The organism is Corynebacterium sp. HMSC070E08 (assembly GCF_001808895.1).
Classification (GTDB): Bacteria; Actinomycetota; Actinomycetes; order Mycobacteriales; family Mycobacteriaceae; genus Corynebacterium; species Corynebacterium hiratae.
Genome location: NZ_KV794741.1, coordinates 41,276 through 65,499, shown reverse-complemented (window position 1 = coordinate 65,499; position 24,224 = coordinate 41,276). Strand labels below are relative to the sequence as shown.

Annotated in this window: 20 protein-coding genes; 8 read left to right on the top strand and 12 right to left on the bottom strand. The window is 63.6% G+C overall.

The window, feature by feature from the left end; translation table 11 throughout:
* Positions 1-401: 401 nt before the first annotated feature.
* Both HMPREF2526_RS03375 and HMPREF2526_RS03370 read right to left on the bottom strand, forming a co-directional pair.
* Entirely contained in the window at positions 402-1,799 is a 1,398-nt protein-coding gene (locus HMPREF2526_RS03375) for a TetR/AcrR family transcriptional regulator (RefSeq protein ID WP_070545879.1), read from the bottom strand.
* Positions 1,800-2,008: 209 nt separating this feature from the next.
* Positions 2,009-3,379: a sodium/glutamate symporter gene (locus tag HMPREF2526_RS03370; RefSeq protein WP_070545877.1), complete on the bottom strand. Its 1,371-nt coding sequence runs from the start codon at positions 3,377-3,379 to the stop codon at positions 2,009-2,011.
* Between the two features lie 168 nt (positions 3,380-3,547).
* Between HMPREF2526_RS03370 and HMPREF2526_RS03365 the strand changes: the two genes are divergently transcribed.
* Complete coding sequence (locus HMPREF2526_RS03365) at positions 3,548-4,747, top strand: FAD-binding oxidoreductase (RefSeq protein WP_070545876.1); 1,200 nt, start codon at positions 3,548-3,550, stop codon at positions 4,745-4,747.
* Between the two features lie 51 nt (positions 4,748-4,798).
* On the opposite strand, the gene HMPREF2526_RS03360 is transcribed toward HMPREF2526_RS03365, so the two are convergent.
* The gene (locus HMPREF2526_RS03360; protein ID WP_070545874.1) at positions 4,799-5,608 is read right to left on the bottom strand and encodes a carbon-nitrogen hydrolase family protein; all 810 of its coding nucleotides are present in this window, start codon (positions 5,606-5,608) and stop codon (positions 4,799-4,801) included.
* Positions 5,609-5,710: 102 nt separating this feature from the next.
* On the opposite strand from HMPREF2526_RS03360, the gene HMPREF2526_RS03355 reads away from it, so the two are divergent.
* The gene (locus tag HMPREF2526_RS03355; RefSeq protein ID WP_070545872.1) at positions 5,711-5,971 is read left to right on the top strand and encodes a hypothetical protein; all 261 of its coding nucleotides are present in this window, start codon (positions 5,711-5,713) and stop codon (positions 5,969-5,971) included.
* The gene (locus tag HMPREF2526_RS03350; RefSeq protein WP_070545870.1) at positions 5,968-7,119 is read left to right on the top strand and encodes an alpha/beta hydrolase; all 1,152 of its coding nucleotides are present in this window, start codon (positions 5,968-5,970) and stop codon (positions 7,117-7,119) included. Before HMPREF2526_RS03355 ends, HMPREF2526_RS03350 begins: the two co-directional genes overlap by 4 nt.
* 27 nt (positions 7,120-7,146) lie before the next feature.
* Here the strand turns inward: HMPREF2526_RS03350 and HMPREF2526_RS03345 are convergent, their stop codons facing one another.
* The 5 genes from HMPREF2526_RS03345 to dnaK all read right to left on the bottom strand — a co-directional run bounded on the left by HMPREF2526_RS03345 (position 7,147) and on the right by dnaK (position 13,339).
* Complete coding sequence (locus HMPREF2526_RS03345) at positions 7,147-8,667, bottom strand: acetaldehyde dehydrogenase ExaC (RefSeq protein WP_070545893.1); 1,521 nt, start codon at positions 8,665-8,667, stop codon at positions 7,147-7,149.
* A 332-nt stretch (positions 8,668-8,999) separates the two neighbouring features.
* Positions 9,000-9,422, bottom strand: coding sequence for a heat shock protein transcriptional repressor HspR (locus tag HMPREF2526_RS03340; RefSeq protein ID WP_070517689.1), 423 nt, complete (start codon positions 9,420-9,422; stop codon positions 9,000-9,002).
* A 13-nt stretch (positions 9,423-9,435) separates the two neighbouring features.
* Positions 9,436-10,641 (bottom strand): molecular chaperone DnaJ, encoded by a 1,206-nt coding sequence (dnaJ, locus tag HMPREF2526_RS03335; RefSeq protein WP_070517690.1) that lies wholly within the window; start codon positions 10,639-10,641, stop codon positions 9,436-9,438.
* Positions 10,642-10,774: 133 nt separating this feature from the next.
* The gene (gene grpE / locus HMPREF2526_RS03330) at positions 10,775-11,491 is read right to left on the bottom strand and encodes a nucleotide exchange factor GrpE (protein WP_070545868.1); all 717 of its coding nucleotides are present in this window, start codon (positions 11,489-11,491) and stop codon (positions 10,775-10,777) included.
* 3 nt (positions 11,492-11,494) lie between these two features.
* The gene (gene dnaK / locus HMPREF2526_RS03325; RefSeq protein ID WP_049155042.1) at positions 11,495-13,339 is read right to left on the bottom strand and encodes a molecular chaperone DnaK; all 1,845 of its coding nucleotides are present in this window, start codon (positions 13,337-13,339) and stop codon (positions 11,495-11,497) included.
* A gap of 513 nt (positions 13,340-13,852) precedes the next feature.
* On the opposite strand from dnaK, the gene HMPREF2526_RS03320 reads away from it, so the two are divergent.
* The gene (locus HMPREF2526_RS03320; protein ID WP_070545866.1) at positions 13,853-17,299 is read left to right on the top strand and encodes a bifunctional proline dehydrogenase/L-glutamate gamma-semialdehyde dehydrogenase; all 3,447 of its coding nucleotides are present in this window, start codon (positions 13,853-13,855) and stop codon (positions 17,297-17,299) included.
* Between the two features lie 35 nt (positions 17,300-17,334).
* A complete protein-coding gene (locus HMPREF2526_RS03315; protein WP_210384383.1) occupies positions 17,335-18,636 on the top strand; it encodes an AI-2E family transporter in 1,302 nt (433 codons plus the stop codon).
* Between the two features lie 127 nt (positions 18,637-18,763).
* On the opposite strand, the gene HMPREF2526_RS03310 is transcribed toward HMPREF2526_RS03315, so the two are convergent.
* Positions 18,764-19,342 (bottom strand): nucleosidase, encoded by a 579-nt coding sequence (locus HMPREF2526_RS03310; protein ID WP_046647134.1) that lies wholly within the window; start codon positions 19,340-19,342, stop codon positions 18,764-18,766.
* Positions 19,343-19,453: 111 nt separating this feature from the next.
* Between HMPREF2526_RS03310 and HMPREF2526_RS03305 the strand changes: the two genes are divergently transcribed.
* Positions 19,454-19,945 (top strand): LppP/LprE family lipoprotein, encoded by a 492-nt coding sequence (locus tag HMPREF2526_RS03305; protein ID WP_070545864.1) that lies wholly within the window; start codon positions 19,454-19,456, stop codon positions 19,943-19,945.
* Between the two features lie 58 nt (positions 19,946-20,003).
* Complete coding sequence (locus HMPREF2526_RS03300) at positions 20,004-20,636, top strand: LppP/LprE family lipoprotein (RefSeq protein ID WP_070545862.1); 633 nt, start codon at positions 20,004-20,006, stop codon at positions 20,634-20,636.
* A gap of 18 nt (positions 20,637-20,654) precedes the next feature.
* Here the strand turns inward: HMPREF2526_RS03300 and HMPREF2526_RS03295 are convergent, their stop codons facing one another.
* Genes HMPREF2526_RS03295 through HMPREF2526_RS03285 form a run of 3 tightly spaced genes read right to left on the bottom strand, consistent with a single transcriptional unit; the run spans position 20,655 to position 23,625 of the window.
* Entirely contained in the window at positions 20,655-21,947 is a 1,293-nt protein-coding gene (locus HMPREF2526_RS03295; RefSeq protein WP_070545860.1) for a sulfate adenylyltransferase subunit 1, read from the bottom strand.
* A complete protein-coding gene (gene cysD, locus HMPREF2526_RS03290) occupies positions 21,947-22,843 on the bottom strand; it encodes a sulfate adenylyltransferase subunit CysD (protein WP_010188641.1) in 897 nt (298 codons plus the stop codon). The genes HMPREF2526_RS03295 and cysD overlap by 1 nt, the downstream gene beginning before the upstream one ends.
* A complete protein-coding gene (locus HMPREF2526_RS03285; RefSeq protein ID WP_070545858.1) occupies positions 22,843-23,625 on the bottom strand; it encodes a phosphoadenylyl-sulfate reductase in 783 nt (260 codons plus the stop codon). Before HMPREF2526_RS03285 ends, cysD begins: the two co-directional genes overlap by 1 nt.
* Before the next feature lie 160 nt (positions 23,626-23,785).
* On the opposite strand from HMPREF2526_RS03285, the gene HMPREF2526_RS03280 reads away from it, so the two are divergent.
* A complete protein-coding gene (locus HMPREF2526_RS03280) occupies positions 23,786-24,202 on the top strand; it encodes a methylenetetrahydrofolate--tRNA-(uracil-5-)-methyltransferase (protein WP_070545856.1) in 417 nt (138 codons plus the stop codon).
* Positions 24,203-24,224 lie beyond the last annotated feature (22 nt).

Here is a 24,224-nt window from a genome sequence, read left to right as displayed (position 1 = left end):
GTTTCTACTATTTATCCAAACCTCCCTGCGGCTACAGCAGGGAAGGAAGCTTCACTGTCTATAACGCTACAGAACTTGAGTCTGTTCCACTCAACTAGAACTTTTTTAGGATCTTTCACCCCCGCCGGGTTGAGCATGGTCCGCTCAAGTCTACGGTGCGCGTCTTTTTGCCCGACTGAGGCCAGGGGCGGGTAAGCAACGCCACTCTTGGCGCTGTTCTTGGCGCTGCTGCTTGGTGGGGTTCGGCGGTGGGGTGGGATTGGTCCGCACTACATTGGCAATAAGGGAAGTCAGGGGGTCCCTGCACAAGGCATGTCGATGACGACACGCAGACGTTGCGCCGCGAGGCTTTCTGCGCGGCGCGGATTGCAAGGGATTGCCCGCGGTGCCAGTGGGCAGGGCTAGGGGTTAGCTACCGCCGCTTCCTGGGGAAGGCCGTACTTAAACGATGCTAAGACGACGGCCGCCACGGAGTAGTAGAGCGACCACTTCTCGTCGAGGTCGATGTTGCGGAATTCACCTACCGAGGCCAGGTGACACATGCCGTCGGCACCGGCCCACAGGATGAAGTTCTTGATGTAGACCAGACGGTCCTCCGGCTCGTGGCCGGCTTCCCGCAGGGCCTCACGGGCAAAACGCATCAGCAGCGCGAAGGATTCGCTCATCTGGGTCTGCTCCTCGCCGTCCTCACTCAGCGGGACAACGGAGCCAGACGCTGCACCGATGCAGGCGCTGTAGCGCTCTGGATGCTCCACCGCGTAATGAAAATAGGCCACCGCTACGCACAGGAGCTTATCGACGGCCGAGGCCCCCTCCTGCTGCCGTTCCAAGAGGTAGAGGATGCCGTCCACGAGTTCACGGTCGGTCTCCTGCTCGACGGTTTCACGTAGAACGAAGTCATTGTCCGCCAGAGAGGCGACGAAAACATCAGAAACACCGAAGTACTCGGCGACGTTCTCGATGGTCACCGACTGCATGCCAACCCACGCCGCCAGCTGGATGGCGCGCTCCACGACGGCCGCGCGGGCCTGCTCCGCGGGAAGCTCTGTCAGATCCTCGATGGCGGTAATGTCCAGGGAAAGGTCCCGGTCCGGCGTGAAGCCACTCAGCAGTGCGCGGTACTCCTGCATCGGGTGGCGCAGATCAGGAAGCTCCAACGTCTCGGCCGTCATAAAAAGGGTTCCAATGAGCGCCTTGCACACCTCGCGCAGGTTAAAGCGCCGCACCACCAAATGCTGGTGCCGCAGCACGCCAAGGACGCTCAAGTGGGCCATGCCGTGGACGGTGGCCCAGCTGGCAACGCTCAACTTTGCCAAGGTCTGGGGGCACACGTCCGGCCCGACCTCAAGCTGTGCATCGTCCGCGATGAGCGCGATGTTGTCATAGATCAGATCCAGCGCGCGGTTGCCCGATCTGTTTCCCTGCAAGAGGGACTGCCACTCATCCTCAAAGACGCAGCCCTTCTGCTCACACAGGTAGCGAAAAAGCTCCGGTTCACGCTCGGCGTACTCGTAATAGGCCTCCGTGAAGGTGGTCAGCTTGGTGAACAGATCAGCGTAGCCAGGAGCGGCGTCGAGCGTCTCCTCCAAAAACTTGACCTTGCGCTCGGAGGCATAGTCCGGGATGGCGGCAACGATCTGCTCACGATCCGAGAATTCCGCGCGAACCTCGGCGGGAGTAACCTCCGCGAGCCTCGCCACCGACTCCACGGTAATTGCCTCATCACCCTGCGCGGCGCCAATGTGAAGAGCAGACTCGAGGATGACCTCACGAGGTGAGTCTTCATAAAGAAAATGCATATGGATTCCTAAGCCTGCGCACACTGAGGGAAAGAAAAAGAGAGGCTGCGAGAGCGCCACGCTGACAGCTTCCTGAATTTTAGCCTTTTTCTTCTCACAAGAGCAATGCAAGCTGAGATTCATTTCGCACTACTACTCAGGACTTGCTTAAAACGAGAAAACCCTCAAGCCATAAGGCTGAGGGTTTTCACGTGCTAGCAGGTCAGCGTCTACTTCGATGAACCGACGTGCCCGATGCCTTCCTTGAAGATGGTGCCGCGCGGCGGCATCATGCCGCTGAACTTGAAGACGAGGTAAATAACCACCGCGATACCCAGGGAGATCCAGCCGAAGCCGGCGGTAAAGCCGTACATCACCGACAGCGGCGCGATGATGGTCCAGGAGATCTCGAAGGGGCCGAAGCCAATGTAGGCCATGCCATACTCCGACAGTGTGCCGGACTTGAGCTTCGGGTCCACGATCTTGAGAATCGCAATACCGGTGGCCACGGTCGCCGTCGCCCAGCCCCAGCCGAAGATGCCGCGCTCAATCCAGCGCTCGCCGAAGAACTCGGCGGGGAACCACATGAGGAAGAATGCACAGTAAATGGTGCCCAAGACGAAGAGCAGGAGAAGAGCCTGCCAGTAGGCGGCCACAGCGGCCGGCACAATGGCGGCCACGCCGAAGGCAATGAGGTAGTCGGTTGCCGCACCGGACACCGAGCTCACCGTGTCCTTATCCAGGTAATCCTTGGCGCCCACCATGTTCATCACTGCACGGAAGAGCAGGCCCACGACCATGGACATAGCGAACAGCGGGATGGAGACGTTCTCCCACACGGAGGCGATCCCTTTGTTAATGCCATAGGCGGTCATCACGGTCAGGGCGATGAATCCCACGTGGAGGGTGATGGGCTCGATGGCGGAGGGGTTCGTCGTAGCGCGGCCCAGCGAGGGGCGATCCTCCAGGCGCGAGATGTAACCACGGCGCAGCTCCTCTGGGAGTTCCTTCGGAACGTGGGATACCTTACCCTTGCGGATACCCCAGTTTCCGGCGACGATACCGCCGATGATGGCGGCTAGCGTGCCCACGGTCGCGGAGGTAAAGCCTAGGGAGGCTGCGGCATCTGCACCCACGCCTTCCAGGGCACTGCCAACAGCCGCCGCGGTACCGAAGCCACCCGTGAAGCCAACGGGCAGCATCATGCCGAACCAGTCCGGGGTGTCGAAGGCCGGCTTGAACAGGAGAAGACCCAAAACAATGAACAGGCCCCACTGGCCGGTGAACATCATGGTGGAGTAGCCCCACATATTGCGGGCACCCTTGCCCATGTTGCCGCCCATCTCCATAGAGTAGGCCATGGAGGCGAAGACTACGGCGATGAGCAGCGAGGTGTAATCACCAAGATTGTCGGAGAAACCGATCCAGCCCAAGACATTAGGGCCTAAGAGCAGGCCGAGTAGACCTGCCGTGATGGGGGCAGGCAAGAGCAAATCCTGAAACACGAACTTGATCTGGTGGCGCAGAACGTTGCCGATAACCATGAGCAAAGAAATCCAGCCCACGTCTGTCATGATTGTGAACGCAGAGAATTCTTCCATGCGAAAACTTCCTTCCATGCCGCCCACGGCGGCGTCCTTGAGACGAGACTCACCCTCTTTCGGGAAATGATCCGTTGATTACACTACAACTCCCTTCCCGCTTTTCCACCCCTGGCATATAACCCTAGGGTGATGTAGCTCTACCCCCAGGGGCTAGGATGGGCGGGCATGAGGGAACTGGGTGAGCACCTACGCAACCATGCTGAAGACTATCGCGATGCAGTACACAGGCACTTTTTCGCCACCGTGGCCGAGTCCCGCCAAGTCTTTGCCCTGTCGATGAAGGACACGCACCCCTCCATGGCCCCGGCGCTGGCGTGGGTGCTGGAGAATGTGGAGGGCGATGAGGTACAGGGGGACGTCGCTCAGCGCCTGGCACGCATGGGCCGTGATCATCGCCGCCACGGTTTCCCGCCTGAGGTCTATCCGAAATTCGAGGCATCGCTTGTTCACGGGCTGGGGGTTCTGGGGCTCACCCCGTACCAGCACGACGTCGCCACGCGCACCATTTCCCAGGTGTGCTCCATCATGCGCACCGCCGCACAGGAGGCGGACTCGGATGGTGTTCCCCCTGCCCACAGCGCCCAGGTGGTGGCTGTTGACAAGCCGAACCGGCGCACCGCGGTGGTCCGGTTGGAATCGGGCGTGGCGCTGGATTACCGCGCAGGGCAGCACGTTCCGGTGACGTCTCAGCTCACGCCCGGCACTTGGCGTCCACTGACCCCGGCGGCACCCCCGGAGGGTTCGGGGCAGCTGACGTTCCACCTCGCGCTGGCCGGTGAGGCCTCCTCCATGCTGGCCAAAGCGCAGCCGGGCGATTGGTGGACGCTGGGCGCGCCCGCCGGTGAGCCGCCGCGGCTGGATGACACGACGACATTGATTTCCTTCGGTACCGGCTGGGCGGGCGCGCGGGCGCTGCTTCTCGACGGCCTAGCGAACGGCCTTCCCTCCGGCCTCCAGGTCTATGCCGTAGCACCTTCGCCAGGTGAGCACTATGACACAGAATTTCAGGCTAACCTGCAGGCCTTGGTTCCGAAGCTGAAGCTGCGCCACATCGTCCGGGATGGCCAGGACCCGTGGCTGCTCGGCGCGCAGCCAGCTGCCGCAGGCTTCGATCCCGTAGCGGCCAAGGAGCCGATGGGACCGGTACTCGCGGAGGGAACCGACCGCCGCTTCGTGCTCATCGGCCCCGCCGACCGCGTTGAGCTAGCCCAAGCGGCCCTGCTATCGGGCGGCGTTGCGGAGGAGGCGATTACCACGGATAGTTGGCAGCGTGGCCACGAGTGGGCGGCCTCCGCCGCGGAGCTCGACGGCTGGGGCGATGACTGGGAGGCCTGGGCGGCGTGGAAGAAGTCCCAGTGGGCCTAAGCGCTAAGAGCGCTTAGGCGTGCAATCGGAGCCTAGGCGTGCAAACAGAGATTAAGCGTCCAAGACGGGGAGGGACTGGCGGACCTTTGCCACGGTGTCTGGGTCTACCTCACCGTAGAGGGTTTCTTGCTCATAGCCGGCTTCAGCAAGACGCGTGCCGTCCGGTGCCACGAGAACAGAGTGCCCGATACCAGTCGGCCCAGAGGCCTGGCCCGCCTTGGCCTCGCCGCCGGGGCGAGCCTGGCCAGCCGCCAGGATGTAGGTCGTGGAATCGAGCGCCCGCGCTGCGCTGAGCAGGCGCCACTGTTCCAGCTTGCCCGGTCCATCCGCCCAGCTGGTGGGCACGACGATGAGCTGGGCGCCCTGGCGGGCGAGTTCCTTGAACTGCTCGGGGAAGCGGATGTCATAACAGGTGGCCACGCCCACAGTGAGGCTCCCGGCCTCGAAGGTAACGAGTGATTCACCCGGCCGGACGGTATCGGATTCCTTGTATTTGAAGGCATCGTAGGTGTGGATTTTCTCGTAACCGCTGAGGACTCCGGGCCCGGCGATGAGCGCGACGTTGGCCACGCGGTTGATGGTTTTCTCACCGCGCTCGACGGTGTCCGCCGGGGCGAACATTCCCAGGACCACGTACACGCCGAGTTCTTCCGCTAGGGCGCGCACCGCGGTGGCGGTGGGTCCATCGAGCCCCTCCGCGTTCGTATCGAGGCGCCCGGAGTCGAAGCTTTGGGTGGTAGCTTCCGGCAGGACGATGAGCTGCGCGCCGCTATCCGCGGCTTCCCGGATCTTGTCGAGTGCTACGGCGAGGTTTTTTTCAACGTCCCCGGTGCTGGTCAATTGAACTGCTGCTACCTTCATGCGGCCCACGGTAGACGAGCCTGGACTAGTTATCCACAGATTTCGCGGATTCGGCACTACCCTCCTTTACGGCGGGTGGGCTGCTGACGCAGTCTCGATGCCATGAACCATCTCGCTATTGACCGCGGTGCCCGCCAGCAGATCCGCTCCCTCCTCGACCATTCCTCCCCCACCGCGTTGCCCTCGGTGCGGAAGCCTCCCCGGACCGCACGTGCCTTGGAGATCCTCGGCGCGCGGTGGGAGGAGTCACGAAGGCTCAGCGAGGGTGCGCGGCGAGCCCAGTTGGAGGAGCTTGACCGCTTCGTGGGTGCAGCCCAGGGTGTCGATGCGGAGCTTTCCTCTTTCTTGGGAGACACCCAATGAGCGCAGCAGCGGCATTGCGCGCGGAGGCTTACCGTTTGGAGGATTATGCCGCTGAGCTTGCCCGCTATATCGATGCGTCACACCATCATTGGGTAGCGCTAGCGATTTCTGGGGCGGCCGCGGACGCAGCGCGCGGCACCCTCCACAGCGCCACCGATGCCCTGCTGGGTCCGGCGCAGCAGATGCGCGTGGCAGCACACATCGTGAGTCTTTATGCGCCGTTGATGGAGCGGATCGAGTATCTGCGCGTTCGAGCCCTTCGGCTCGCTGCGGTTCCCGCTCTTGCGGAGCCCGCCAGCGCGGTGCTGGGGCACCTCGACACGCTGGCCGATGCCCTCGACTGGGCCTGCGCCCGCCAGCTGAGTGCCTTGTGCACCCCGGAGCTGGGTGAGCCGCCGACCCGCCTGGAGGATTTCAGCGAGCTATCCCTGGCGGAATTGCATGAGGTCCAGCTGACCATGGCCAGCGAGGAGGTCCGCTCCCTGGTTGCAGCTAATCCGGACCTCACCGTGCTGGAGGCCAGCCCCGGGCGACTGGTGGTGCTCGTCGACCCAGAGAGTATCGGCACGCACGCGGCCCAAGTCAGCACGTTTGTGGGCGGGGTCGGCTCCTCCGAGCCTGGTAGCTGGCCCACCGCAGTGGAGCGCGCCCGCGCCATCGCCCACGCCACGCACGGGCCTGCTGTGGCGTGGATTGGCTATGCTGCCCCCTCCTCGCTGTCCCGCGCGGCACACGAGGAGCCGGCGCGCCGCGGCGCTGCCGAACTCATTCGCTTCCAGCGCGCCCTGCGGCAACGCTTCCCTGGTGCCCAGCACATGTTAATCGGCTACTCCTATGGTTCCGTGGTGGCGGGCAAGGCTGCGCAGCACGACTATGTTGCGGATGACGTCGTACTCGTCGGCAGCCCGGGTGCCTCCGTGGCTAACGCCGCGCACTTGCATGGCCGGGTCTGGAGCGCACGCAACGCCGAGGATCCGATCGCCGCCACCACCGGACCGCGCGGCGGCATTCACGGCCCGGATCCTTCCTCCCCTGCCTTCGGCGCCAACGCAGTGCCGGGCGCGAGTGGGCTACCGGGCGATCATGGCTCCTATTGGAAAGACCCCGCATTCCTGCGGGGTCTGGGTGTCATCGCCCAACGCTACTAGTAGGCAGCCAATTGGAATTGCTGCCTTTTAGAAGAGGCCGGCATGCTCCTCAGAGTAGGACACCAGCATATTCTTCGTCTCCTGGTAGTGGGACAGCATCATGAGGTGGTTCTCGCGGCCGATGCCGGACTCCTTGTAACCACCGAACGCACTGTGAGCGGGGTATACGTGGTAGTGGTTGACCCACACGCGGCCGGCCTGGATTTCGCGGCCGGCGCGGTAGCAAGTGTTCTGGTGGCGCGACCACACACCGGCGCCGAGGCCGAAGTTGGTGTCGTTGGCAATCTGGATGGCTTCCTCGAAGTCCTTGAACGTGGCCACGGAGAGCACCGGTCCAAAGATTTCCTCGCGGAAAATGCGCATGTCATTGGTGCCGCGGAAGACGGTCGGCTCGATGTAGTAGCCGTTCTCTAAGCCTTCCACCTTGTTCACGTGACCACCAACGAGCGTTTCCGCACCCTCCTTCGGGCCCACCTCAAGGTATTCGGCGATCTTGTCCATCTGCTCCTGGGAAGCCTGCGCGCCCATCATGGTTTCGGTATCGAGCGGGTGGCCAATCTTGATCTTCTTTACGCGCTCTACCGCCAATTCCAGGAATTTGTCCGCGATGTCTTCATGGATCAATGCACGGGACGGGCAGGTGCAGACCTCGCCCTGGTTGAGCGCAAACATGACGAAGCCTTCGACGCACTTCTCCAGGTAGGCATCGTCCTTGTCCATGATGTCCGCAAAGAAGATGGACGGTGACTTGCCACCGAGCTCCAGGGTGACCGGAATGACCTTGTCCGCAGCGGCCTTGTTAATGATTTTGCCCACCGGGGTGGAGCCGGTGAAGGCAATCTTGGCGATGCGGTCCGAGGTGGACAACGCCACGCCTGCTTCCTCACCTACACCGTTGACGATGTTGAGCACGCCCTTCGGCAGAAGGTCCTCAATGATCTCAATGAGCAGCAGGATGGAGGCCGGGGTCTGCTCGGCGGGCTTCATCACGATGGTGTTGCCCGCAGCCAGCGCCGGCGCGATCTTCCACGCTGCCATGAGCAGCGGGAAGTTCCACGGGATAATCTGGCCCACAACGCCCAGCGGCTCGTGGAAGTGGTAAGCCACAGTGTCCTGGTCAATCTGCGACAGGCGGCCCTCCTGCGCGCGGATGGCGCCGGCGAAGTAGCGGAAGTGGTCGACCGCCAGCGGGATGTCGGCGGCGAGGGTCTCGCGCACGGCCTTGCCGTTCTCCCAGGTCTCCGCGACGGCGATCTTTTCCAAGTTCTCCTCGATGCGGTCGGCGATGCGGTGCAGCAGAAGCGCGCGCTCTGCCGGGGTGGTCTTGCCGAAGGTCTCAAAGGCCTTCTCCGCGGCATCGATGGCCAAGTTGATATCGGCTTCCTTGCCGCGGGCCACCTGGCAGAAAACCTCACCGGTCACCGGGGTGATGTTGTCCATGTACTCGCCGTCGACCGGCGGTACCCACTCGCCGCCGATGTAGTTGTCATAGCGCTCGCGGAAGTTGACGATGGCGTCTGCGGTTCCGGGGTTAGCGTACAAAGTCATGGTCATCGCACCTTTCTCGTTGTCTTAAGGGTTTCCGTTGCGCCTTCACCAGTGGTTCTCGAACACATTCTCCAAGAAATGTGACAGGCCGCACAACGTTGGGTGCGAGTGTAGCGCTATTTTTCAACAAACTCACGTTTTCTACAAGGAAAGCTTTTTCTTCTGGACGGTTGCCGCCAGAAAAAGTGCCCGAGTTGCCAAAGATCATGCCCACAATTGCTCTGGACCGTGGATCTTTGGCAACTCGGGCACTTATTAAGTGGAGAGCGCGGAGCCTCAGGCCGACTGGCTCAAAACGAAAAGAACCCCCTCCCTGAAGGAGGGGGAAGTGCCTAGCTGTCGCGGCGGCGGTTGCGCCGCGGCGTCCACATCACCACGGAGGTAGAACGTGGTACGTGGACCAGCTCGCCGCGCGATGGACGTGCTTGGCTGCGCAGGCGGTCGACCTCCGCCTGCAGCTCATCGCGCTCGGCCGCGAGGCGGTCCCGCTCCGCGGTCAGTTCGATGATGGATTTGATGCCGGCCAGATTCACGCCATCATCTTGCGAGAGCGTCTGAATCTTGCGCAAGAGCTCGATGTCGCTCTCGGAATAGCGGCGCCCACCCCCGGAGGTGCGGGCTGGGGAGACCAGCCCCATCCGGTCATAGGTGCGCAATGTTTGAGCGTGCATGCCGGAAAGTTCCGCGGCAACAGAGATGACGTACATCGCCTTGGGCTGGGCCGCATCGGTTCGATTTGTGTCGTCCTTGCTCATCTCACACCTCCTTCTAGCGCGTCACCGTGTTGCCGGCCCAGCCGGCACGCGGATCGAAGCCGGAGTCCTTCTCCGCCTGTGCGTAGCTGCGCAGCGCCGAGGAGGCCGCAGCATCCAGCGTGGAAGGCACGGTGACCTGCACGGTCACCATGAGATCGCCGGCCTTGCCGCCACGTTTGGCCACGCCGCGACCCTTGACGCGCAGCGTGCGCCCGTCGGGCGTTCCCGCCGGTACCTTGACGCGCACGGGCGAATCGAGGGTCGGCACCGTGATGGTGTCACCCAAGGCCAGCTCCGCAAAGGAGACGGGGACGGTGACGTGTAGGTCATCGCCTTCCCGGGTGAAAACCTTGTCGGGCTTCACCGTAACCGCCACGAAGAGATCGCCGGACGGGGTGCCGTTCGGCCCCGCTTCGCCCTGGCCAGCCAGGCGCACCTTTTGGCCATCGATAACTCCGGCAGGGATACGCACCGTAATCGAGCGGGTGCGGTGTACCGTTCCGGTGCCAGAGCAATCCGCGCACGGATCCTCCGCGCGCTGGCCAGTGCCCCCACAGTCGGTACACGGCGCCGAGAAACCGAAAGAGCCGCGCTGTTCCGAGGTGAACCCGGTGCCATCACACGTCGAGCACGTCGACAGCTTGCCGGTCTTGGACCCGGAACCGTGGCACGTGGTGCAGGGGGCTTCGCCGCTCAGCTGCAGCGGGATGGTGGTCCCCTTGGCCGCCTCGCGGAAGTCGAGGGTTATGTGCGTTTCGACGTCGGCCCCCCGCGACGGCCGAGCTGTGTGGCCAGCACCACCGCCGCGGTTGAAAACGCCACCGAAGATATCCCCAAGACCGCCGCCTTGAGACGCTCCTCGAGCGGATCCTCCGAAGATGTCCGAGAGGTCGAAGTCTTGCGCACCCGGTCCACCCATGTGCGTGGATCGAAACCCGCCGGGAAACCCGGCGCCTCCTCTCCGCCCAAAGCCGCCGCCGCGCATCATGGCCTTGAACTCGTCATAGTCCTTGCGGGTAGCTTTATCAGACAGCACATCATAGGCTTCGGCCACCTGCTTGAATTTCTCCGCCGCCGCGGGGTTATCCGGGTTGGCGTCGGGGTGGTTCTGGCGGGCCAGCTTGCGGTACGCGTGCTTAATTTCTTCAGCGGTAGCGGATGAGGAGACCCCCAGATCCGCGTAATAATCCTTGTCTGCCCATTCTGGCTTAGCGTTCACTGGGCATCTCCTCCTTTCAGGAGAATCGATAAACGGTTGGGTCTTAAGATTTTTGCTAAGTAAAAATGCTAACTAAGTAGTGAAAAGAACAGTGGCGCCAAGGAACACTGAGCCCTGACGCCACCTGCGATACCTATTCTGCGTTATCCGGGGTATCCGGACTGTCAGCGGCATCGGCTGACTCGGCGGGGTCGGCGATAATCACCATGGCGGTGCGCACGACGCGCTCGCCCACCGTGTAGCCGCGGCGCAGAACCGTGCCGATGACCTGCTCGTCACCGGTGGACAGGTCCTGAACCGCCTCGTGCACCTCGGGGTCGAAGGCATCGCCCTCGGCACCGAACGAGGTCAGCTGGTTGCTGGTCAGCACGCCCGTGAGCTTGTCCGCGATGGCCTTGAGCGGGCCCTCGTTGAGGTCACCGTGCTGGCGTGCGAGCTCCAGGTCATCAAGGATAGGCAGGAAGTCTGCCAGGACCTTGGCCTTGGTGGTCTCGATCACGGCCTGGCGGTCGCGCTCAGTGCGGCGGCGGTAGTTGGTGTACTCCGCGTTGAGGCGCTGCAGGTCCTCGGTGCGCTCAGCCAGCTGAGCCTCCAGGGAATCCTCTGCAACGGTGTCCTCACCAGCGGCCGCTTCTTCGGTGATGTCGCGGGCGGCATCCTCAACCGCGGCCTCTGCCTCAGCGGTGTTCGCGGTGGCAGCATCAGCCTGCGCCTCAGCAGTGTTCGTCGTGGCGTCATCCACGACACCGTCGGCAGAAGCAGCCTCGGCGGCGGCAGCCTCCGCAGCCTCAGCGGAGGTTGCCTCAGGGTCGGTGTTGGCCGGGTTGCCCGGGTCCTGAGGGGAGGTCATGGTTTACTTCTCCTTGTTCTCGTCGTCCTCGTCGACAACCTCGGCGTCGACGACGTTCGGGTCACCAGCGGTCTCACCAGCAGCGGCGCCCTCGGCACCTGCCTCAGCAGCCTGTGCCTCGTACAGGACCTTGCCCAGCTCCTGAGACTCGGTGCCAAGCTTCTCGACGGCCGACTTAATCGCCTCAATGTCATCACCCTTGAGGGCTTCGTCGACGGCGTCGGCAGCCTCGGTCACGCGGGTCTTGAGATCCTCCGGCAGCTTGTCGGCGTTCTCATCCATGAACTTGCGGGTCTGGTAGGAGGTGGATTCCGCCTGGTTGCGGGTCTCCTGCTCCTCGCGGCGCTTCTTGTCCTCCTCGGCGTGAGCCTCGGCATCCTTGACCATGCGGTCGATCTCCTCCTGGGACAGGCCGGAACCATCCTGAATCTTGATGGTGTTCTCCTTGCCGGTGGCCTTGTCCTTAGCAGAGACGGAGACGATGCCGTTGGCGTCGATGTCGAAGGTGACCTCAATCTGCGGTACGCCGCGCGGTGCCGGGGCGATGCCGCCGAGCTCGAAGGAGCCGAGCAGCTTGTTGGCGGAAGCCATCTCACGCTCGCCCTGGTAGACCTGAATCTGCACGGAAGGCTGGTTGTCATCAGCCGTGGTGAAGGTCTCGGACTTCTTGGTCGGGATGGTGGTGTTGCGCTCGATGAGCTTGGTCATCACGCCACCCTTGGTCTCGATGCCGAGGGAGAGCGGGGTGACGTCGAGAAGCAGCACGTCCTTGACCTCACCGCGCAGCACGCCAGCCTGCAGAGCAGCGCCGACTGCCACGACCTCGTCCGGGTTAACGCCCTTGTTCGGGTCCTTGCCGGTCATTTCCTTCACCAGGTCGGACACAGCCGGCATACGGGTGGAGCCACCGACGAGAACCACGTGGTCAACCTGGGACAGGGACAGGCCAGCATCCTTGATGACCTGGTTGAACGGCTCCTTGGTGCGGTCCAGCAGGTCCTGGGTGATCTTCTGGAACTCGGTGCGGGACAGGGTCTCATCCAGGAAGAGCGGGTTCTTCTCCGCGTCCACCGTGATGTACGGCAGGTTGATGTTGGCGGACTGGGAGGAGGACAGCTCAATCTTGGCCTTCTCCGCAGCCTCACGCAGGCGCTGGACGGCGCGCTTATCCTTGGTCAGGTCAACGCCCTGGGAAGCCTTGAACTTATCCACGAGCCAGTCGACGATGCGCTGGTCCCAGTCGTCACCACCGAGCTGGTTGTCACCAGCGGTAGCCATAACCTCAACCACGCCGTCACCGATCTCCAGCAGGGAGACGTCGAAGGTACCGCCACCCAGGTCGAAGACCAGGATGGTCTGCTCCTGCTCGCCCTTCTCCAGGCCGTAGGCCAGTGCAGCGGCGGTCGGCTCGTTAACAATGCGCAGGACGTTGAGGCCTGCGATCTGGCCGGCCTCCTTGGTGGCCTGGCGCTGGGAGTCCTCGAAGTAAGCAGGGACGGTAATAACGGCGTCGGTAACGTCCTCACCCAGGTAAGCCTCGGCGTCGCGCTTCAGCTTCATGAGCGTGCGGGCCGAAATCTCCTGCGGGGTGTACTTCTTGTCATCAATGTCGATGGTCCAGTCAGTACCAATGTGGCGCTTAACGGAACGGATGGTGCGGTCAACGTTGGTAACCGCCTGGTTCTTAGCGGACTGGCCGACGAGGATTTCGCCGTTCTTAGCGAAAGCCACGACGGACGGGGTGGTGCGGGAACCCTCCGAGTTAGCGATAACGGTGGCCTCGCCACCTTCCAGTACGGATACGACCGAGTTGGTGGTACCGAGGTCAATTCCTACTGCGCGTCCCATAATCTTTTCTCCTTGCTTGTTGGGGTTTGTTCTTAAGTTGATAGTGCGCGACTCAACTTCCGCCGCGTTCAGGGTTGAACTCTAACAGAAGCGGCACCCATTGTCATCCAAACCTGAGCGCCGGTCACTCAACCTACACAACGGCGCCGCCACCAAAGTTGTTCCCACCTGACTCAACTTTGTTTTTTACTTCTCCATTTTCCCAGCTCAACAGCCTCGCATCTAGCACAAATGTAATGCAACTCACAGCTCTCAGGAAACGGGGCTAGCCAACCGTGACATAGCCGCCCCCACGCTGGATTGAGTGATAAGGATTTCATATACTGTCCGCACATTCGACGTGACACATCCCGCCGCCTTGTGCCGCCACGTCTCGGTACCCATTGAGAAAAGGGACACAGATTCGATGATTTCCCCTGTGCTGCGCACCCGCCGCGCTGGCGACCGGCCGCCGGTCCACCTGGCTTAGCCCTTCAGCCCTACCCATCACTACTGATCACACAAGGAATCTCAATGACTAACGATGCTCATACCCCCGTGCCCGAATCCGCCGACATCGACGCCGCGCTGATCGACGCCGCCGCGGCCCAAGCCCACTCCTGGCTCGCCTCCACCGCCGATGAGCAGGACCCGGCCACAGAACAACTCGCCGACTTATTGCGCAACCCGGACGGAGTGGCCTTCACCATGGACTTCGTCGACCGCGTCATGCGGCCGGAAGATGACAAGGTGGCAGCCCACGCGCTGAAGTCCGTCACCACCACCTACGATGCTTCCTTCCTCGGCCTCATCAACGGATCGCTGGTGGGCCTGGGTGGTTTCTTCGGACCGATCCTGCCGAACCTGGTCATGCCGCTCGCTCGTATGCGTATGCGCCAGATGGTGGGACACCTGGTCCTCGATGCCGAGAGCGATGCCCTGAACAAGACCCTGGACAAGGCCGCCGAGTCCGGCGAGCAGCTCAACCTCAACCTCCTCGGTGAGGCAGTGCTGGGCGACGACGAGGCGCGCTCCCGCGCCGAGCGCACCCTTAAGCTCATCCAGAACCCGCGCGTGACCTACGTGTCCGTCAAGGCTTCCTCCATGGTGGCCCAGCTCAACCCCTGGGATATCGAGGGTTCCTTGGTCCGTCTCAAGGAGCGCCTGCGCCCGCTGTATGAGGCCGCCGCGCGCCGCCCCGACAAGGTCTTCATCAACCTGGACATGGAGGAGTACCACGACCTCCACCTCACGGTGCGCCTGTTTACCGAGCTGCTCAGCGAACCGGAGTTCATCAACCTCGAGGCAGGCATCGTCCTGCAGGCCTACCTGCCGGATACCTTCGACGCCTTGGTGCACCTGGCCGAATTCGCCAAGCAGCGCGTGGCCGAGGGCGGCTCCCGCATCAAGATTCGCATCGTCAAGGGCGCGAACCTCTCCATGGAGCACGTCCAGGGAGAAATCCACGGCTGGCCCTCCGCGCCGTACTCCACCAAGGATGAGGTGGATGCCAACTACTACCGCCTGCTCGACTACATTCTGCGCCCCGAGTTCGCCGACTGCGTGCGCATCGGCGTGGCCACCCACAACCTCTACACCGCGGCGTTTGCCTACAAGCTGGGCACCAAGCGCGGCGTGATGCGCATGATGGATTCCGAGATGCTCCAAGGCATGTCCCCGGCCCAGCAGACCGCGGTCCGCGAGGCCTTCGAGGGCCGCCAGATCCTCTACACCCCAGTGGTTCACATGGAGGACTTCGACGTCGCGGTCTCCTACCTGGTGCGCCGCTTGGAGGAGAACTCCGCTCCGCAGAACTTCCTCTACGCCCTCTTCGCCCCGGAGGAGCAGGCGCTGAAGGACCAGGAGGGGGTCTTCCGCGAGGCCGTCGCGCAGCGCTGGGATACCTTCGCCGGCCCGCGCCGCACCCAGAACCGCCTGGAGGAGGCCGAGCAGGCAGCCGGCCGCCAGGCACCGCGCACCGGGCGCTTCGCCAACGAGCCGGACACCGACCCAGCCCTGGAGGCTAACCGCGAGTGGGCGCTTAAGGCCCTGGCTACCGACCCGGGCGAGCACGGGGTGGACGAGGTGACGGACACTGGGGTCGTCGACAAGCACGTGGCCCGCGCCGCCGAGCTCGGCGCCGAGTGGGGCTCCCGTCCTGCCGAGGACCGCGCCCGCGCGCTCGAGGCCGTGGCCGATGTGCTGGCCAACCGCCGCGGCGAGTTCATCTCCGTGGCCGCCTACGAGGCCAATAAGACTGTCACGCAGACCGACCCGGAAATCTCCGAGGCCATCGACTTCTGCACCTACTACGCGCAGTCCGCGCGCCTGCTGGAGAACTACGCCGCCGAGTTCACGCCCTACCGCGTGACCGTGGTGACCCCGCCGTGGAACTTCCCGGTGGCCATCCCCACCGGCGGCATCGCGGCCGCCCTGGCTGCGGGTTCCGCCGTCATCATTAAGCCTGCGCCGCAGGTCGTGCACTGTGCGAAGCTCGTCGTGGACGCCTTCCGCGCCGGCCTCGAGGCACAGGGCCTCGACCCGGATCTGGTCCAGCTCGTCTTCACCGACGAGGGTGATGCCGGCCGCGCTCTGGTCTCCCACGCCGACGTCGACGCCGTCATCCTCACGGGCGCTTCCGATACCGGCAAGCTCTTCCGCTCCTGGAAGCCGGAGCTCAACATCATGGCGGAGACCTCCGGCAAGAACGCGCTCATCATCACCCCGTCCGCGGACCCGGACCTGGCCATTCAGGACCTGTACCTCTCTGCCTTCGGCCACTCCGGCCAGAAATGCTCGGCCTCCTCCCTGGTTATCTTTGTGGGCGCGGCCGGCGAGTCGCAGCGCCTGCGCTCCCAGCTTGTCGACGCCGTCGAGACCCTCATCACCGGCCCCGGCTACGACATCACGACGACGATGAATGGCCTGGCCGAAGCCCCAGGTGAGAAGCTGCTGCGCGGCCTGACCCAGCTGGAGCCGGGTGAAAAGTGGCTGGTGAAGCCGAAGAAGCTCAACGAGGAAGGCACCCTGTGGTCGCCGGGTATTCGCGATAACGTGCGTCCCGGCTCCTGGTTCCACGTCAACGAGTGCTTCGGCCCGGTGCTGGGCATCATGCACGCGGAGACTCTGGAGGAGGCCATCGAATGGCAGAACTCCACCGGCTACGGCCTCACCGGCGGCATCCACACGCTGGATAACGATGAGATCGATTACTGGCTCGAGCGCGTCGAGGTGGGCAACGCCTACGTCAACCGCGGTATTACCGGCGCGATTGTGCAGCGCCAGTCCTTCGGCGGCTGGAAGCAGTCCGTCATGGGCCCGGGTGCCAAGGCCGGCGGCCCGAACTATGTCGCGCAGTTCGGCACCTGGTCCGAGGGCCCGCTGCGCCCCTTCGACGTGGATATCTCGCAGCCGGTGGCGGCCCAGCTGCGCGCCTTCGGTGACCTCGATCTTTCAGAGGAGGACACCGCCTGGCTGTGGCGCGCAGCAGAGCTCGACGAGCTGGCCTGGCAGCAGGAGTTCGGCCGCAAGCACGACCGCTCCGGCCTGGTCTGCGAGGCCAACGTCTTCCGCTACCGCCCGGTGCTGACCCCGCTGCAGGTGCGCATCGCCTCGGACGCCGCGCTTCGCGACGTCTCCCGCCTCGCCCTCGCCGCCACCCGCACCGACTCCCCGGTGCGCTTCAGCGCCGCCCCGGAGAAGGCTGCGGAGCTGCGTGGACTGGGCTTTAAGGTCGACGCCGTGGAAGCAGAAACCTTCGCCCGTGAGGTCGCTCGCCTGGAGTCGGGCCGCGTGCGCGTCGTTGGTTCCGTGGAGCCGGGCCTCTTTGAGGCAGCGGTGGAATCCAACTCCGTGGTCTTGGACCAGCCGGTGTTGGCCGATGGCCGCCGCGAGCTTCTACCCTTCCTCCTGGAGCAGGCAGTCTCGGTGACGATGCACCGCTTCGGCATCATCCGCCAGGTAAGCAGCATCCGCGCATAACTCGTTTCCTGCGCTCATATGAGAAGATGTAGCGCATGAGAAACAACAATGGTGACGGTGCCCGCCCGGGCACCGACCCCCAGCCCTCCACGGCCTCTGACGCGGCGGCTTCTGAAGCCGCAGAACAGTCCGCTGCTGCGAAGCCCATCAGCGAAGAAGCCGCCCTCCCTGTCTCGAAAACCGATGACAAGTCCCGCGTTCTCGGGCGCGACGCCATCTCCCTGGCCAAGGTGTGCTTGATCTTCATCATCGTGGTGGCGGGCGTCGGCCTAGCCGGCTACCTGCTGAAGTTCATCTGGGTAGGCCTGCTGCCGGTCATCCTGGCCATCCTGGTGTGCACGGTGCTCTTCCCCGTGACCAACTGGTTGCGCGCGCACAAATTCCCCCGCGCGCTGGCCGCGATCACCACGCTGCTGGGCTTTTTGGCCATCATCGGCGGAGTGTTCGCGGCGATGGCCCCGGTGGTGTCCTCCCAGGGTGCGTCCCTGGTCAGCCAAGCTGAGGGCGGCTTGAACAAGCTCGTCGATATGGCCAAGGACCTGCCCATTGAGATTGATGCGGCGAAGGTGCAGGAAGTGCTTGATGACGCCATGGCTTTCCTCAAGGGCCAAGCTTCCAACATCGCCACCGGGGTGATTTCCGGTGTATCGATGGCCAGCTCCATCGCCATGGCGCTCGCCATCATGCTCTTCGTCGCCTTCTTCATTCTCAAGGACGGCGACAAGTTCCTCCCGTGGCTGCGCACCTACTCCGGCTACTCCGCGGGCTGGCACGCCACTGAGCTGCTGACTCGCGTGTGGAATACGCTGTCCGGCTTCATTCAGGCACAAGCAGCCGTCGCGGCTGTCGACGGCCTCCTCATCGGCCTCGGCCTCTGGGTCCTCCAGGTTCCGCTGGCTCTCGTCATCGGCGTGGTGACCTTCTTCGCCAGCTTCATCCCAGTCATCGGTGCGGTCACTGCGGGTGCTTTGGCCGTCATCATCGCGCTGGTTTCAGATGGCCTCACCAAGGCCCTCTTGGCACTTGCCCTCATCATCATTGTCCAGCAGGTGGAGGGCAACGTGCTCCAGCCGATGCTGCAGTCCAAGGCCATGGGACTGCACGCAGCAATGGTGCTGCTCTCCGTGACCGTGGGTTCCGCCCTGGCGGGCATCATCGGCGCCTTCCTGGCCGTCCCGGTGGCGGCCACCATTGCCGTGGTTTTCCGCTATCACCAGGAGATGGCCAGCCTGCGCGCCGGCGAAATCGAAGCCAAGAACATCAAGATTTCTACGTCAGAGGGCCACGACACCGTCATGGAGCTCTACGAGAAGCTGGAAGCCAGCAGCGCCCGCTAGCCAAAGCTGCAGCGCAGCTTTCATGGCTCTCCCTGGCCGTATAACTGCCCTATCTGCCAAAACCAGTGCTCCCGCTTCAATGGCGGGGCATAACTTTGTCAGCTAGGGCAGTTTCCGTGTCGAGGGCCTAGTCTGCGGTTACCGTGCCGAAAGCGACGGCCAGCTCCTCCGCGGCGCGATCGAGCACCGAGGCCCAAGAGCCATAGGATTCCTCATTCGCGGTATCCGATACCTGCTTGAGCAACGTGCACGGCACACCAAACTTTCGGCACACCGCGGCGATGGCGTAGCCCTCCATATCGCACAGCGCGGAATCTTGGGCAAGGCGCGTGCGGGTAGGGGTGTCCGAGATGAAGGAATCGCCCGTCGCCAGAGTCTCAGTGGGCAGCTTTCCGGAGGTCTCTAACTCAATGACCTCGGGGAGGAGATAACGAGAGACGTCGCTGAGCACCTCCAAGTGGAAATCGTGCTTGCGAACGTGCGAGATCTCGAAGACGCCAGCAAGATCGTCGCGAAGCGCGCCAGCAGTGCCGATATTGATGACGCGCTCCGGCAGCTGCTGCGCTGAGGCCAAAACCGCCGTCAGCTCGATGGCGGCGGGCACCGTGCCAATACCTGTGATGAGCAGCGGCGCTCCTTCCGGCACATGCGTGGCTTCAGCGTCCACGGCGGCGACGAACAAGGTACGACCAGAAAGATTCTCCATGCCTGCGAGACTACCCGCTGGCCCGAGGAATGCTCTCCACATCTCTGTTCTGAGCGTTGCGGCCACTTGTAGGGTCTGGAACCACACCGAGACCTCAGAAAGGAGAACACCATGTTCACCCCACGAGTATTCGCCGCAACCGCACTGCTGTGCTTCCCCCTTATCGCCTGCAGCAGCCCCGAAGAAGCCCAAGCCAGCCCCGTAGTCTGCGAGGCAGGAAACCCCCAGACGGCTTTCAACGACAACATCGCCCAGGTTCCGCAGTGGAATGGCCACGACTGGGCTCTGGTTGATTCCTCCCACTTCGATCCATGCGCGGAGTTGAGCTGGCAGACCATTTCCATCGAGGGCGCAACTGCCTCCTCGCCGCACCACATCATGCTCTTCCACTACGGCGAGTACATCGGCACCGCCACCGCCGAGCCCTATGGCTTCTTCCCCAGCGTGGAGCGGGTCAATGGCAACGAGATTTCCGTAACCTATCACTGGCCACAAGAGGGCGATGCCAATGCCGCGCCGACGGGAGAGACACACGCCGGCTTCCGTTGGGACGAGGCCCAGCACAAAGTCATCATGAGCGGCGATGTTCCGCCGATGGGCTAGATAAGATAGAGCTAGTCGTGCGCCCTATATGAGGCGCACACACTAGGAAAGGAACATCATGCTCAGGTCCGCCTTCATCGGCGCTGCCCTTATTTGCCTCCCGCTGGCCGCCTGTTCCCAGGACAACGCGGCGCAGGATTCTGCGGACTCGCCGATGTTCAATTCCGTGCAGAGCAGCGCAACGGATAGCACTCCGGATAACGCAGAGGGCGCCGAGGGCCCCGCTGCATCGTCGCCGGCCGCGGTTGCCTCGCCGACGTTGCCCGCCGAGTCCCCTACAGACGATGCGGAATCCTGCCAGGATATCGACGCCCACGCGGCCTATGAATCAGGCATTGGCACGGTTCCACCGTGGAATGACAACAACTGGACGCTGGTGGATTTCTCGCAGTTCGATCCCTGCGCGGAGCTGAGCTGGCAGACCATCAGCATCGAGCGCGGAACGTCCTCCTCGCCGTACCACATCATGCTCTTCCACAAGGGCGAGTACCTGGGCACCGCCACCGCCGAGCCCTATGGTTTCTTCCCCACCGTCGAGCAGGTCAGCGGCAACGAAATCGCCGTGACCTACCACTGGCCGCGCGAGGGCGAATCCAATGCGGGGCACACCGGCGAAACGCATGCCGGCTTCCGTTGGGACGACGGCCAGCAGAAGGTCATCATGTCTGGCGACGTCCCGCCGACAAGCTAGCGCGGCGGTTCGCCACCGTTAGCGCAGGCGCTGGCCCACGAAGCCAGCGGCCAGCGTGTTGCCGCTCGACTGATCGATGAGCAGGAAATTACCCACCGCGCCGCGGGCGGCGTAGTCCTCCACGGGAAGCTCAGCCTGCGTTTGGATGGTGATGAAAGCGATGTCATTGAGTGCTGCGGATTCCGGGGCCTCAACATCGGCCACGCCGTCTAGGTCGAGGATGCGGTCCACCGATGCCACGCGCGCCTTGACCAATGCTGTGCCATAGCGCAGCTTCACCATCTGTCCTGCGCGCAGCTCTTTTTCCGTCAAGACCACCGCGGTGGCGGCGAACTCGCGCACCTCCTCCGGGCGCTGCGTCCCGGCGATGAGGTCACCGCGGGCCAAGTCGATTTCGTCGGCCAGCCGCAGCACCACGGAGTCGCCGGCGCGCGCCGCCTCATCGGATCCAAGCGGGCCATCGGTGGTATCAATCGCGATGACGGTCGAGGTGCGCCCGCCCGGCAGGGTCACCTCATCCCCCACCGCCACGTGCCCGGCCTTCACGCGCCCGGCATAGCCGCGGTAGTCAGTGGCGTGCTCACGGATGACGTATTGGATGGGGAAACGCAAGTCCAGGTCATCGGCGCGGCCGGTCGCCACGGGGACGGTCTCCAGCGTGTCCAGGACCGTCGGGCCCTCATACCAGTCCATGTTGGTGGAGCGTTCCACCACGTTATCGCCCTTGAGCGCAGAAATCGGGATGGCCACCGAATCAGTGATGCCCAGGCGCGCCGCAATGTCGTTGAACTCCGCCTCAATCGCGCGGAAGGTCGCCTCGTCGTAATCCACCAGGTCGATCTTGTTCACGCCCAGAATCACGTGGCACACGCCCAAAAGCGCGGCAACGTTGAGGTGGCGGCGGGTTTGCTCGACGACGCCATTGCGGGCGTCGACAAGCAGCACCACCACCTGGGACGTGGACATGCCGGTGACCGTGTTGCGCGTGTACTGCACGTGGCCCGGGGTATCGGCGAGGATGAAGGTGCGCTTATCAGTAGCGAAGTAACGGTAGGCCACGTCGATGGTGATGCCCTGCTCGCGCTCGGCGCGGAGGCCGTCGACAAGCAGCGACAGGTCCATGCCGTCGAAGCCGCGGTCGGCAGAAGAACGCTCCATGGATTCCACCTGGTCCGCGAGCACGGACTTGGTGTCATAAAGCAGGCGGCCCACAAAGGTGGACTTGCCGTCATCGACGGAACCGGCGGTGCACAGGCGCAGGGTATCGCGCTGCTTGAGCGCGCCGACATTCGGTGCGAGGGTAGTCGTCATCAGAAGTAGCCTTCCTTCTTGCGGTCCTCCATGGCGGACTCGGACAATTTGTCATCGGCGCGGGTGGCACCGCGCTCGGACAGGGTGGAAATGGAGATTTCCGCGAGCACCTCATCAGGCGAGGCGGCGGTGGATTCCACGGCACCGGTGCAGGACATATCGCCCACGGTGCGGTAGCGCACGGTGCGAGTCTCCAGCGGCTCATCCTCGCGCGGGCCGCCCCATTCGCCCGGGGTCAGCCACATGCCGTTGCGGTTAAATACCTCGCGCTGGTGCGAATAGTAGATGGAGGGAAGCTGCAGGTTGCGCGCGCCGATGTATTCCCAAATATCGGACTCAGTCCAGTTAGAAATGGGGAAGACGCGAACGTTTTCGCCGGCCATTTTGCCGCCGTTGTAGAGGTCCCACAGCTCGGGGCGCTGGCGGCGCGGGTCCCAGCCACCGAAGGAATCGCGGATGGAGAAGATGCGCTCCTTGGCGCGGGCGCGTTCCTCGTCGCGGCGCGCGCCACCCAGGACGGCGTCATAACCGCGCTCAGCGATGGTCTCCACCAGCGGCACGGACTGCAGCGGGTTGCGGGTGCCATCGGGGCGCTCTTGGAGGTCGCCGCGGTCGATCCAATCCTGGACGTGGGCGACGTGCAGGCGCGCGCCGGTCTCGGCGACGAGCTGATCGCGGAAGTCGATGACCTCCGGGAAGTTGTGGCCGGTATCGACGTGGATCAGCTCGAAGGGAACGGTAGCGGGCGCAAAGGCGCGGCGGGCGAGCTCGAAGACGACGACGGAGTCCTTGCCGCCGGAAAAGAGCAGGCCTACCTTGTCGAATTGCCCGGCGACTTCGCGCAGGATGTGGAGGGATTCGTTCTCTAAGTCTTTAAGGTGTGGTGAAAGAGTCATTATTCGTGCAACCCGCATTCTGTCTTGCCGTCAGCGAAAACGCGCCCGGAGCGCGCATCCTCGCCCTCGCCTACCGGGAAGGTCAACGGCGCGCAGCCGATGGAGCGGTAGCCCTGCAGGGTGAGGGGGTGGATGATGAGATCGTGTTCCTTGATATAAGCGTCGGTGTCGTCGAGGTCCCAGGTAATAATCGGGGAAATCTTCAGCCGGCCGGTGCGGTCCAAGCTCAGCGCCGGCGCGGTGGCGCGGTGCTCGGAATCGGCGCGGCGCAGGCCGGTGACCCACCCGACGTACGGGTCCATCGCCATGTTGAGCGGTTCCACCTTGCGCATGCGGTTATACGCCGCCACATCGCGCGCATACAGGCGCGGGCCGTAAATCTTGTCCTGCTCCTCGGGGCTCAGAATCGGCAGGACCCGCACCAAGGGAAGGTCCGCATAGCGCTTGGCGACGTCCCCCGCCACCTGAAGCGTCTCCGGAAAGTGCCAGCCGGTGTCGATAAAGAGCAGGTCGGCGTCTAAGTGGGCGCGGTGCGCGAGCTCGGCGAGCACGGTGTTTTCCATGGACATCGTGACGGCGAGGCGGCCGGGTGCGTGCTCGGCGGCCCAGGCGGTAATCGTGTCGGCGGAGGCATCGTGGAGCTTATCGGCCCACTCGTCGACGAGTTCCTGGTTGCGCTGGGCCACGGCAGGTTCCAGCGGCGCGGTGTCGCGGGTGCCTTCGGGGCTAATGCTGGGGTCGCGGTAGTCGCCGCGGTCCAGCAGGTTGATCGGTTCGGTCATGACTCCTCACATTAAAGGGAGCTGGGCTTGCGTGCAGCCCCACAGAGGGGTGCGAGGGCTGTGAGCTTGGGTACTAGGAAGAATAAAAATTAGCCAGAATGAACCGAGCGGACTAGATTTACAGACTAGACAGTCTATTTTTCGAACCGAAGGGGTTCTCATGCAGCGTGTTGCCATCGTCGGGGACGGCCCCGCAGCACTCTCCACCGCCGAGCGGCTCATCAAAGCCGGGTTGTGCGTGGACCTCTACTGCGAGCGCCCCGCGCCGTTTGGTTTGCTGCGCCGTTTCGCCGGACTCTCCGGCGCGGAATCCGCCGCCTCGCCGTGCCCGAGGGGGACCACGCCGCGCCTGCGACTTATCGGCAACGTGCGCGTGGGCTTCGGCCCCGATGCGGATATAAGCCACGCGGACCTCAACCAACTCGCCGCCTCCGGCGACCGCCACCTAGTTTTGCTGGAGCTCATGGCCCGCGGCGTGGCCATCACCACGTGGGAGGGCCTGTGCCACCCCACCGACGACGTGGAAGATTGGGCCGCCGTCACTACCCGGGCCCAGCGCGCGCCGGTCTGCTTCTAGCGCGCGAGCGCGCGAGCGCGCG

Bases quoted from the DNA above. Each gene is read 5' to 3' on its own strand.
- HMPREF2526_RS03280 (WP_070545856.1), top strand. From the start codon at position 23,786: ATGCAGCGTGTTGCCATCGTCGGGGACGGCCCCGCAGCACTCTCCACC.
- HMPREF2526_RS03285 (WP_070545858.1), bottom strand. From the start codon at position 23,625: ATGACCGAACCGATCAACCTGCTGGACCGCGGCGACTACCGCGACCCC.
- HMPREF2526_RS03300 (WP_070545862.1), top strand. From the start codon at position 20,004: ATGCTCAGGTCCGCCTTCATCGGCGCTGCCCTTATTTGCCTCCCGCTG.
- cysD (WP_010188641.1), bottom strand. From the start codon at position 22,843: ATGACTCTTTCACCACACCTTAAAGACTTAGAGAACGAATCCCTCCAC.
- HMPREF2526_RS03350 (WP_070545870.1), top strand. From the start codon at position 5,968: ATGAGCGCAGCAGCGGCATTGCGCGCGGAGGCTTACCGTTTGGAGGAT.
- HMPREF2526_RS03305 (WP_070545864.1), top strand. From the start codon at position 19,454: ATGTTCACCCCACGAGTATTCGCCGCAACCGCACTGCTGTGCTTCCCC.
- HMPREF2526_RS03310 (WP_046647134.1), bottom strand. From the start codon at position 19,342: ATGGAGAATCTTTCTGGTCGTACCTTGTTCGTCGCCGCCGTGGACGCT.
- HMPREF2526_RS03295 (WP_070545860.1), bottom strand. From the start codon at position 21,947: ATGACGACTACCCTCGCACCGAATGTCGGCGCGCTCAAGCAGCGCGAT.
- HMPREF2526_RS03360 (WP_070545874.1), bottom strand. From the start codon at position 5,608: ATGAAGGTAGCAGCAGTTCAATTGACCAGCACCGGGGACGTTGAAAAA.
- HMPREF2526_RS03340 (WP_070517689.1), bottom strand. From the start codon at position 9,422: ATGAGCAAGGACGACACAAATCGAACCGATGCGGCCCAGCCCAAGGCG.
- HMPREF2526_RS03315 (WP_210384383.1), top strand. From the start codon at position 17,335: ATGAGAAACAACAATGGTGACGGTGCCCGCCCGGGCACCGACCCCCAG.
- HMPREF2526_RS03375 (WP_070545879.1), bottom strand. From the start codon at position 1,799: ATGCATTTTCTTTATGAAGACTCACCTCGTGAGGTCATCCTCGAGTCT.
- HMPREF2526_RS03355 (WP_070545872.1), top strand. From the start codon at position 5,711: ATGAACCATCTCGCTATTGACCGCGGTGCCCGCCAGCAGATCCGCTCC.
- HMPREF2526_RS03370 (WP_070545877.1), bottom strand. From the start codon at position 3,379: ATGGAAGAATTCTCTGCGTTCACAATCATGACAGACGTGGGCTGGATT.
- dnaK (WP_049155042.1), bottom strand. From the start codon at position 13,339: ATGGGACGCGCAGTAGGAATTGACCTCGGTACCACCAACTCGGTCGTA.
- HMPREF2526_RS03320 (WP_070545866.1), top strand. From the start codon at position 13,853: ATGACTAACGATGCTCATACCCCCGTGCCCGAATCCGCCGACATCGAC.
- grpE (WP_070545868.1), bottom strand. From the start codon at position 11,491: ATGACCTCCCCTCAGGACCCGGGCAACCCGGCCAACACCGACCCTGAG.
- HMPREF2526_RS03345 (WP_070545893.1), bottom strand. From the start codon at position 8,667: ATGACTTTGTACGCTAACCCCGGAACCGCAGACGCCATCGTCAACTTC.
- HMPREF2526_RS03365 (WP_070545876.1), top strand. From the start codon at position 3,548: ATGAGGGAACTGGGTGAGCACCTACGCAACCATGCTGAAGACTATCGC.